This window comes from Rhizobium sp. P2_G9 (assembly GCF_056403475.1).
Map to the genome: position 1 here is coordinate 22,019 of NZ_JBFUFK010000065.1, position 9,514 is coordinate 31,532.

The following is a 9,514-nucleotide window of genomic DNA, read 5'->3' on the forward strand; positions in this document are numbered from 1 at the left end:
GGTTCGTGTGGGGGTCGACGTCATGTCGGCGTAGGAGTGTCTTTGTTCGTGTTCTGTTCCCTAAACATTAGAGAGTCAAGAGCGATAAGCAGGAATAAAATCCCACGTCGTCTGAGCGCGCTCCAATCGTAATGGCTTTCGTGCCATGGATTCGAAGCCGAATCAAAAACTTGTGGGGAATCGCGATGGTAGTGCTAACGCGCTGGCTAAGGCACTGAAAAAGATTCGTTTTTCGAATCGGAACGATTCGCGAAGTGATTCGCTTGACTCGGATGAGTTGAGAGTCGGCAGCGACGGAGTTGGCAAAATGCGGGCACAATGGAAGGGCTTCCTCAGTTTCGGCGGCGTCGCATGCCCGGTCGCCCTCTACACCGCCGTCTCGACGTCCGAGCGCATCGCGTTTTCGACGATCAACCGGTCCACGGGAAACCGCGTCAAGCGCGAATATGTAGACCTCGAAACCGGAAGGCCGGTTCCGAAGGAAGATCAGATCAAGGGTTACGAGATCGACGATGGGCGGTTCATCACGCTGACGCCGGAAGAGGTCGCCTCGGCAGTGCCGGCGGGGGAAAAGACGCTGAAAGTCGAGGCATTCATCGACTGTACGAGCATTGACGACGTTTATTTCGACAAGCCTTACTTCCTGGCTCCTTCCGACCGTACGGCACTCGACGCCTATATGGCGATCCGTGACGGATTGAAGGCGGCGAAAGCGGCAGCGATCGCCAAGGCGGTGCTGTTCCGAAGGGCGAGGACATTGCTCATCAGGGCACATGACCGAGGTCTTATCGCGACGACGCTCAACTATGACTACGAGGTCAGATCGGCGAAGGCCGCTTTTGCGGCCGTGCCCGATCTGACGATCCAGGGCGAGATGCTCGACTTGGCGCAACACATCATAACGACGAAATCGGGTACGTTCGATCCGCGTGAGTTCCACGATCGCTATGAATCGGCCTTGGCCGAACTCGTCAGGGCGAAAATCGAGGGTAAGAGCGTGCCGAAGCGCAAGGCTCCGGTCGCCTCCCGGCCCAGCGATCTACTCGAAGCGCTTCGCCAGAGCGCGGGCGTCGCCGCTCCATCGAAGAGGTCAAGGACGGCAGCCAACGCAAACGCGGGACCTCGGCGTACCAAGCCAGCTGGAAAGGCGACGTCCTCCACCGAGACCACCCGTCGCAAGGCGAGCTAAGGAGGCCCGACAATGCGACCCTATTGGCGAGGATATCTCAAACTGTCGTTGGTTACTTGTCCGATAGAATTGTCCCCCGCGACGTCGGAAAGCGAGAAGGTACGCTTTCATACTGTCAACAAGGTGACTGGAAACCGCATTGCCAGCCGCTATGTCGATGCGGTGACCGAGCAACCAGTCGACGAAGACGACGAGGTCAAGGGCTACGAGCGCGGCGAAAACGAATACGTTCTCCTGGAGGACGACGAGCTTGACAACATTGCGCTGGAGAGCGCGCGCACCGTCGATATCGATAAGTTCGTGCCCGCAGACTCAATCGGCTGGATATGGATGGATACCCCCTACTATGTCACGCCCTCCGACCCGGTGGGCGAAGAGGCGTTCGCGGTCATTCGTGATGCGATGCGCCGAAGCGGTATGGTCGGGGTGTCACGCCTGGTCATTGGCCGCCGCGAACGTGCCTGCATCATCGAACCAAGAGACAAGGGACTGGTGCTGTGGACCCTGCGCTTCGGGGACGAGGTCCGCGACGACAAGGAGTATTACGCTGCGGTTCCCGAAGGAGACGCCGACCCTGCCCTCGCCCCGTTGGTGGCGCAGCTGATCAAGGCGCAGAAGAACACGTGGACCCCGGACATGGTCACAGACCCCGTTCAGGAGCGGCTTCTGCAATTGATCTCCGAGAAAAAGAAAGCTTTGCAGCCCAAACGGAGCGCCAAGAAGAAGGAGGCGGAGCCACCGCCTCCGAACAAGGTCGTCAATATCATGGATGCGCTGCGGAAGAGCATCGAGAGGGAACGGAAGGCGGGGTAGCGGACGTGGGCCACTCGCCATCCACCAACTTGCAACTTGAAGGTATTCGATCGCATCCCCCTCTACCCGCTTGACGAACATGGCTCGATCCTATGCCATGCTAAATCGTCCAACAATCTTGCATATACTGGAATTGCTGTTGCCAAGCTCGGGCAAATCAGATTCATGTCTGCATAACGCGGCGGACTCGAAGTAGAACATCGGCAGTTTACGATCATCGAGGCGTTTACCCGGCAAGCCACGGCACGTGGCAAGCCGGATTTTCTTTGCTATATTACGATATATTTTGGAGTCGGAAGGCGACTGCCGGACGGATTCTAATCGCGTTCAGCCGCGCTTGTTTTTCAAGGCCGCGTCAATTCCCACCGATGCCGAACACTACATCCGCTGAAGCCGTCGAACTTCTATCGACAGCTACCCTGAGCCTCGACGTTGTTAGCCATTTCAGCCCCGCACCGAAAAGTTTATGCCGCAGTGCGGCAAGCAGCGGGAACGTCCCCACTTTGGAACCGTTCCTTTCAGCCATGAACAAAGGAGTCGACATGGAAAACGAACCAACCATCGGACAGCCCATACCGACCGCCGTCCTGACGCCGACAGAAATCATCACCCCGCCCGAGCCCATGCGTGACACCCCGCCTATGGATGCACGGGCGCAGCCGGTATCTAATGCCTCAATGCCGCCTTTAGACATATTTACAGAGCTGATGTTCGCTCCAGTCGCCTTTTGGGCGTCGCTTGCTGTATCGTACTTCGAGCTTTTCGGCGCGACCGCGTCGGCGCGGGAGGTTTCTCAGCCGAGCTTGTGATCCCATCATCAGAGAAGGGCGTCGGCGCGTCGATAGCGACTTCGTGGCGGCGCTCACCGTGGTTGAGACGTACCGGCTTGCTCTCGCGAGGCTGGTTCACTTTACCGCCGTGGCCCGCTTCATGCCTCCTCACTTCGGGGATCATCTGCAGGATCAGGGTCTTCTTCATATGCCTGGCGCTGGCGGCTGCAAACGCATTCGAGTGCGTCAAGGATTTCCGCGGTGCCCCACCCGCGTTCCTGCAGATGCATCATCACCTTCAAGATATGCTCGTCCAGCGCCTGCACAAGTACGGCGGCGGGTTCTACAGCGCTTATGGCCATGGTGTCACTTCCTTCGAGGAAACTGCAACGCCTAAAGTATAGCCGCCTTGCCTATTCTTACTGTAAAGTGGACAAATCATCCAGTTTAGCAAGAAGCCGGACAGCTTCAGGACGATCGGGCTCCCAGAACTTGACGAGTATGCTCCCGCCGGGAGACGTCGAAATGCTGAAAGCTTCTCTATGTAAACCTATCTCCAGCAGCTTAGCTTCCAGCGAGGCGATATCAGGAATTCCAGGAGTCAAGCTGGCGACGCAAATATACTCGGTTCCAAACATTACGCTTCTCCATAAGCAACTGCATATATAATGCAGCTTACTCACAGAGGTTCAATTAGGCTTAAAGTAGACCGTATCCACTATGTGTTGAGAACGCGGCTGAGAATAAACCGAGGACTGAATTTGGCTTTTCAGAGATTGGAAATAAGCGTGACGCAACGAGATCTTTTGGCACGCGAGCTAATCTTGAGACATGACCGCGCCGCGGTCATCAAGGCAAAGCGCAGGCCGGAGCGGTCCCCAGCCATCTATTCAACACCGCCGCTAACCGCAATCCCGCCCTCCCTAACTGCTCGTCGACCACCGGGAGTGCCTTGTTGTAATAGGCGTCGTCCAGCGTAGCGCCGTTCGAAATCCCGGCGGCCATGTCCCAGAGCTGCCATCAGTTCAACCATGGCCCGCGCCTTGGCACGTTTCGAAGACTCCGCATGGTCCGCGGTGTCGGCCGGGAGGATTTTCCGAATCCGGGAAGGTCGGGGCAGATCACCTGATAGGACGGCGCGAGCCGTTCGGCGACTTGCCGAAGGTTCCGAAAATCGTGATGCCGAGAACGGTCGAATTTTTGCACACCTTGAGGGTTCCGATGCGCCCCCCAGCGTGGCCTGCCGGGAACAAGGGGCGCGATCGGCGGTTTCCCTGGAACAGACGAAGGAAGGAGATCATTATGGCTCTAAACACTCCAAAGGACGGCGCACCAGGTACCACGGAGCAGTCGCCCCGGTGGGAAGGACCCCAGGCAAACACCCCGCGTGGTTACATGCCCGCCRAGGACGATCCGAATGTCGACCGGGATGCCGCTGGCGAAAACTTGCAGGACCCGCGTAAACGCAACGTCTCCGACGCGATGAAGACGCGCGGCGACAAATGAACCTTACGGGCCRCACGGCCCGCTTTCACWGTTCGAATCGTGGAAAATTGCATTAGGAGAAATCYCATGCCCCGCGGTGACAAATCATCCTATACCGACAAGCAGAAGCGCCAGGCCGAACRTATCGAGGAGGGCTACGAGGATCGTGGCGTGTCCGAGAAGGAAGCYGAGCGCCGCGCCTGGGCGACCGTCAACGCCGAGACGCATGGCGGCAAGAAATCCGGCTCCGGCCGCGGCAAGTCAGAAAATCATGCACCCTCACGGAAGGGCGGTCATCTCGGCGGGGAAGCTTCGGCCAACCGGCCCAAGCCCGAACGTTCGGCTTCGGCGAAGAAGGCTGCCGAACCCCGCAAACGCAACGAACACCACGCGTCTCACTGATCAGACCAACGGCTCCAAGCTCCCTCGGTGTCCCTCATAGCAAGACAGGTGCCGGTGACAGCCGTTCGATGGAAGATGCAGCGCGATGGGGCGTCGCGGGATCGTGTTTCTCAGTGATGAGCTGCGCATGGGTCCGATCCACCGCGCCGAGTTCTTCCAATTCCTCGGACAGCGCTGAACCTCAGAGGATCGGCTTGCCGCCCGTGACTGCGATGACAGCGCCCGATACGTAACTGGACAATGGGTCCGCAAGCATCACGTAGGCCGTGGCCAGCTCGGCGGGTTGGCCGGGGCGCTTCATCGGGTAGTTGCTGCCGAATTTGCTGACCGTGTCAGCAGGCATGGTCGCGGGAATGAGCGGCGTCCAGATCGGTCCGGGGGCAACCGAGTTCACGCGAATTTCCTTTTTCGCAAGCATTTGCGCCAACCCCGCCGTAAAGTTTGCAATCGCCCCCTTGGTCGTGGCATAGGCGAGCAGCGTCGGATTGGGGGCATCGGAATTGATCGACGCGGTGTTGATGATCGAAGCCCCCGCCTTCATGTGCGGCACGGCGGCCTTCACCAGGAAGAACATCGCGTGGATGTTGACCTTGAAGGTCAGCTCCCACTCGTCGTCGTCGATGTCTTCGAGTTCTTGAAAAGTCGCCTGATGGGCGGCGTTGTTGACGAGGATGTCGATCCGGCCGAACTCGGCGACCGCCTTGGCGACGACGTCGCGGCAATGGGCAGCCTCCTTGAGATCGCCCGGTACGAGTACGGCTTTGCGACCTGCTTCTTCGACGAGACGCTTGGTCTCGTTGGCATCCTCATGCTCGTCGAGATAGGAAATCAGGACATCCGCGCTCTCGCGGGCGTAGGCGAGTGCGACCGCCCGGCCGATGCCGCTGTCAGCTCCGGTGATGATCGCCTTCATGTCCWTGAGGCGACCGGAGCCTYTGTAGGACTTCTCCCCGTGATCGGGCACCGGGTCCATCTTCTTCGTCTCGCCCGGCATCGGCTGCTGTTGCTCGGGAAATGGCGGTTTGGGATATTTAGTCATGGTCGTTCCTCGCGTGTCATCGCYGAATTATCGAGTGTCTCCRCTGATCGAAGGAAGYAGGGATTCCAYTTCCTTGCGCCGCACGTCCGGAAGAGAAGCGACGTTGCGCTCCCAGTAATCGGCAGCATCGGGCGGCTCGTTCTCCCACACCCGCGTCGAAATCTGGTTGTCGTCGGCTGCTGCCTTCCGTACACCGCCAAGGGCCAGATACCGCTTCACGAGCGTCGAAGCCTCGGTGGCCGCGGGATCGATCCCGGAGATGGACACGGCGAATTGCGGATCGACAGTCGCCCCCGGCTCCTGTTCGGTCGCACTGGCCAGCCCCAGCTCGGCCAGCGCACGATGCCAATGCGATTCATGTTGTCCATGCGGCCGCCCTTCTTCCTCCCAAATCGCGTAGGCCCGATCGCGGATGCGCTCATCGTCGTCCATGTTTTTCTCCTGGTTGCTTCTCGTCCACCGAATGGAATGCCCAGGGCGCTCCGACGGTTCTCCTGAACCGAACCCTTGTCCGACATCTTCGTTCCGCCGTYTCGTCGTGGCGCACTCGTCGACCATCGCAAGGTCTGCGAAGGCTTTGTGCCGCAGGATCGTGTTTTGCCTRTCGGAGCACCTGATGATCGCCGRGTACGTCGCGCAATGGACACGCCACCWGAGAGACCTGCATCGCCTRTGCGATTTTCTCGACGAATTCGCGGCTCGCTTGCCCCGATTGGAGCTGTCCGAGTGCGAGRAGGCGRTACGGCTGCTCCACATRACGTTRTCTTCAGCTCACRCCTACGAGGMRRCCAMGCTGTTCCCGGSTCTMGTCAYGATGTCGTCGCAAGTGACGAGCGTGCTCTCGACATTCYGCGCCCATCATCGCGAGGATCGTGACGAAGCTCTTCGGATCGCGACGTTGATCATGGATGCGACGAKCCAAGACGACGGCAGCGCTGGGCGGGACCTTGGCATATGCCTGCCTCTCTTCGTGCGCGCGTTGCGACGCAACGTGCAGTTCGAGGAAGCGATCTGCAGGGCGCTCTTCGCGTCCACGAAGTCGGCGGCCGAGAGTYYCGATGCTCCCCGCCGCCTTGCTTCWTGATATCAGTTCACCAACCCTAGCCCATCTTTCACGATTCGCGGCTGATTTGAGCGATTTTCGGCTATTTCAGAGCAAAAAACCGAATTGAATCAAAGGCCTGCTTGCGCGAACGGGCTGTAGTGTAGACCTACTGCCTTTTCGCGTTGCGGCGACGCAGATAGATTGTCGCGCATTATGTTTTGCGCGAGAACCGACGCTTCAAAGACGGCAAGCAACACCGCTACTGGAACATCGTCGAGAACCGGCGCTGTGCCGGCGGCAAGGTGGTGCAGCGACAGGTGCTTTATCTCGGCGAGATCAATGATAGTCAACTCGCTGACTGGAGCCGTGCGATCGAGGCTTTTGACGAGGATGCCCAGCGTTACAGACAGCTTTCGTTATTTCCCGCCGACAGGACGCTTCCACAAGGCGCGGCAGGCTATGGCGTGCAAGTGCGGCTCGATGCAATGCAGTTGCATCGGCCGCGGCAATGGGGCGCCTGTTGGCTGGCAAGTCATCTCTATGAGGAGTTGCAGCTCGATGTGTTCTGGTCACCTCGTCTGCCCACCTCCCGGAAGGGACGAGACTGGCAGAAGATCCTGCAGACGCTGGTGTGTTATCGCCTGATCTGATCCTGGCAGCGAGTGGCGGTTGCATCGGCAATGGTTCGAGCAAAGCGCGATGGCGGATCTGCTCGGAGCAGACTTTGCGTTGGTGGCGAAGAACGGTCTCTATGGTTGCCTGGACAAGATCCTGCCCCACAAGCAAGACCTGTTTTCGGGATTGCGGCAACGCTGGCAGGATCTGTTTGGCGCGCGCTTTGACGTGCTGCTCTATGATCTGACCAGCACTTATTTTGAATCGCCGCCGCCCGACGATGAGCACGATAAGCGCCGCTATGGCTATAGCCGCGACAAGCGCTCCGATTGCGTTCAAGTCACCATCGCGCTGGTCGTGACGCCCGATGGCTTTCCGCTCGCCTACGAGGTGCTCCCCGGCAACACCGCCGACGCGACGACATTGCACAGTTTCTTGCAGAAGATCGAAGCGCAATACGGCAAAGCCGAGCGCATCTGGGTGATGGATCGCGGCATTCCCACCGAAGCCGTGCTGGCCGAGATGCGCCAGGCCGATCCGCCGGTCTATTATCTGGTCGGCACGCCCAAGGGGCGGCTCACCAAGCTGGAGCAAGCACTGCTGGACAAGCCCTGGAAGACTGTGCGCCAGGGTGTCGACGTCAAGCTTCTGGCGCAAGAGCAAGAGACCTATGTCTTCGCCCAGAGCCATGCGCGCATTCACAAAGAACGTGCCATGCGTCAGCGCAAGGCTGCGATGGCTCTGCATGCGCCTGACGCAAATCGCCGCCATGACGCTGACGCGCAAGGAGCTGCTGATGCGCCTTGGCGCCGCACGCGCCAACGCGCCCGCGGCATGGCGGCTGCTCGATATCGATATCCCCGACAGCGGTATCGCCTTCACATTCAAGCTCAATCGCAGCAAGCTGCGCAAGGCGCGCCGGCGCGAGGGACGCTATCTGCTGCGCACCAACCTCAATGGCCGCGATCCCGCCGACCTATGGCAGTTTTATATCCAACTCACCGAGATCGAAGCTGCCTTCAAGAACCTCAAGGATGATCTGCAATTGCGGCCGATCTATCATCAATGCGAACAGCGCATCGAGGCGCACATCTTCGTCGCATTCATGGCCTATTGCCTACACGTCACGCTGCGCGCCCGTCTCAAGCCGCTCGCGCCCGGCCTGACCCCGCGCGCAGTCCTCGATAAGATGGCAACCATCCAGATGCTCGATGTTCACTTTCCGACAACCGACGGCCGCACCCTGATCCTGACCCGGCACACCGAGCCCGATGCAGACCAGAAACTCTTGCTCAGCCAGCTCAAACTTGAATTGCCGCCTCAGCCGCCGCCGCGCATCACCGCATCAACCCCACAGATAATCCGCCACCCAGCAACCACCCTGTAGTGGAGACTTTCGGGGGATGAACATTGATTCTACTCACTTTTTTCGCGAACCGGGAAAGATGGGCTAGGAGGTCGCSAACTCATTTCTTCCAGTCTTGCGTCTGACCAGCCTGGCGCTGGCCCTGCGAATTCTGCATCTGGCCACCACGGTTGTCCTCAACCTCAACCTTCGTGTGCCGGACGCTGTCATCGACGGTCTCGGTGCGCTGGCCTTCGGTCTTCTTCAGGAYYACTTCTTCCTTGACGCGCGCGTCCTTCRAGACGACCGCTTCCTCGCGATGTTCCTCGGCCTCGATCGTCCGGTCCTGGAAAGCGGCGTCCGCATCGGTCAGTGGACGGTCGACRCTGCGACGCTCTACCGCCACGTTTTCATCGCGCARGGTAACGGTCTCGCTGACAGGCGTCTCGACGACATAGGAGCGAACGCGAACGTTGCCTGAGTTAACGTCACGCTTGCCGACGCGAAGCTGTTCTTCGACGACCGGAATGACGTTTCCGTCACCCGAACGATCCGAAGCGAACGCGTCTTCAGTCATCCGGGCCGCCTGCTTGGCGGACGTAGAAAGCGGCGCGCTGGTCGAGTCGGCGGTGTATTTGTCCGCGGTCCAGCCTTCGGCGCGCCAGGAATCGGCCCACTCGTCAACATCGACCGTGCCGTCGTCGTCGAGGATGTCGACGGCCTTGTCATGCTGGGCTTCCGTGACGGCGTCCACCGTTACAAGATAGCCGCCGCGGCGCAGGCCCTCGGCGTAGACCGCGCGGTCCTCGTC

General features: G+C 59.4%; 13 protein-coding genes and 1 pseudogene. 7 read left to right on the forward strand and 7 right to left on the reverse strand.

The annotated features are described in order from the left end of the window. The first annotated feature begins 307 nt into the window (after positions 1-307). The 3 genes from ku (AC1DYF_RS35720) to AC1DYF_RS35730 all read left to right on the forward strand — a co-directional run bounded on the left by ku (AC1DYF_RS35720) (position 308) and on the right by AC1DYF_RS35730 (position 2,811). Positions 308-1,189, forward strand: a complete 882-nt coding sequence (ku, locus tag AC1DYF_RS35720) for a non-homologous end joining protein Ku (protein ID WP_477883046.1) — start codon at positions 308-310, stop codon at positions 1,187-1,189. A gap of 12 nt (positions 1,190-1,201) precedes the next feature. Beyond that, positions 1,202-2,002 (forward strand): non-homologous end joining protein Ku, encoded by an 801-nt coding sequence (gene ku, locus AC1DYF_RS35725; protein ID WP_477883048.1) that lies wholly within the window; start codon positions 1,202-1,204, stop codon positions 2,000-2,002. Between the two features lie 542 nt (positions 2,003-2,544). After that, positions 2,545-2,811, forward strand: a complete 267-nt coding sequence (locus tag AC1DYF_RS35730; protein ID WP_477883050.1) for a hypothetical protein — start codon at positions 2,545-2,547, stop codon at positions 2,809-2,811. A gap of 119 nt (positions 2,812-2,930) precedes the next feature. Here the strand turns inward: AC1DYF_RS35730 and AC1DYF_RS35735 are convergent, their stop codons facing one another. The 4 genes from AC1DYF_RS35735 to AC1DYF_RS35750 all read right to left on the reverse strand — a co-directional run bounded on the left by AC1DYF_RS35735 (position 2,931) and on the right by AC1DYF_RS35750 (position 3,978). Next, on the reverse strand, positions 2,931-3,134 hold the full coding sequence (locus tag AC1DYF_RS35735) for a hypothetical protein (protein WP_477883052.1): 204 nt from the start codon (positions 3,132-3,134) through the stop codon (positions 2,931-2,933). 57 nt (positions 3,135-3,191) lie between these two features. Next, complete coding sequence (locus AC1DYF_RS35740) at positions 3,192-3,410, reverse strand: hypothetical protein (protein WP_477883054.1); 219 nt, start codon at positions 3,408-3,410, stop codon at positions 3,192-3,194. Between the two features lie 211 nt (positions 3,411-3,621). Continuing rightward, positions 3,622-3,777, reverse strand: coding sequence for a S1/P1 nuclease (locus AC1DYF_RS35745; RefSeq protein ID WP_477883056.1), 156 nt, complete (start codon positions 3,775-3,777; stop codon positions 3,622-3,624). Between the two features lie 15 nt (positions 3,778-3,792). Next, positions 3,793-3,978: an alpha/beta fold hydrolase gene (locus tag AC1DYF_RS35750; RefSeq protein ID WP_477883058.1), complete on the reverse strand. Its 186-nt coding sequence runs from the start codon at positions 3,976-3,978 to the stop codon at positions 3,793-3,795. Between the two features lie 96 nt (positions 3,979-4,074). Here AC1DYF_RS35750 and AC1DYF_RS35755 point away from each other — a divergent pair, with 96 nt between their 5' ends. Both AC1DYF_RS35755 and AC1DYF_RS35760 read left to right on the forward strand, forming a co-directional pair. Next, a complete protein-coding gene (locus tag AC1DYF_RS35755) occupies positions 4,075-4,278 on the forward strand; it encodes a hypothetical protein (RefSeq protein WP_477883059.1) in 204 nt (67 codons plus the stop codon). Positions 4,279-4,344: 66 nt separating this feature from the next. Further along, entirely contained in the window at positions 4,345-4,659 is a 315-nt protein-coding gene (locus AC1DYF_RS35760; protein ID WP_477883061.1) for a plasmid stabilization protein, read from the forward strand. A 181-nt stretch (positions 4,660-4,840) separates the two neighbouring features. Here the strand turns inward: AC1DYF_RS35760 and AC1DYF_RS35765 are convergent, their stop codons facing one another. Together AC1DYF_RS35765 and AC1DYF_RS35770 are read right to left on the reverse strand one after the other, a co-directional pair. After that, a complete protein-coding gene (locus AC1DYF_RS35765) occupies positions 4,841-5,698 on the reverse strand; it encodes an SDR family oxidoreductase (RefSeq protein WP_477883063.1) in 858 nt (285 codons plus the stop codon). Positions 5,699-5,725: 27 nt separating this feature from the next. After that, positions 5,726-6,130: a DUF2934 domain-containing protein gene (locus AC1DYF_RS35770; RefSeq protein ID WP_477883065.1), complete on the reverse strand. Its 405-nt coding sequence runs from the start codon at positions 6,128-6,130 to the stop codon at positions 5,726-5,728. A 184-nt stretch (positions 6,131-6,314) separates the two neighbouring features. On the opposite strand from AC1DYF_RS35770, the gene AC1DYF_RS35775 reads away from it, so the two are divergent. Both AC1DYF_RS35775 and AC1DYF_RS35780 read left to right on the forward strand, forming a co-directional pair. Continuing rightward, positions 6,315-6,782: a hemerythrin domain-containing protein gene (locus tag AC1DYF_RS35775; protein ID WP_477883066.1), complete on the forward strand. Its 468-nt coding sequence runs from the start codon at positions 6,315-6,317 to the stop codon at positions 6,780-6,782. A 179-nt stretch (positions 6,783-6,961) separates the two neighbouring features. After that, positions 6,962-8,745: pseudogene (locus AC1DYF_RS35780) on the forward strand (IS1634 family transposase). A 79-nt stretch (positions 8,746-8,824) separates the two neighbouring features. Here AC1DYF_RS35780 and AC1DYF_RS35785 read toward each other — a convergent pair. Continuing rightward, on the reverse strand, positions 8,825-9,514 hold a 690-nt coding region (locus AC1DYF_RS35785), incomplete at its 5' end, for a YsnF/AvaK domain-containing protein (protein ID WP_477883068.1).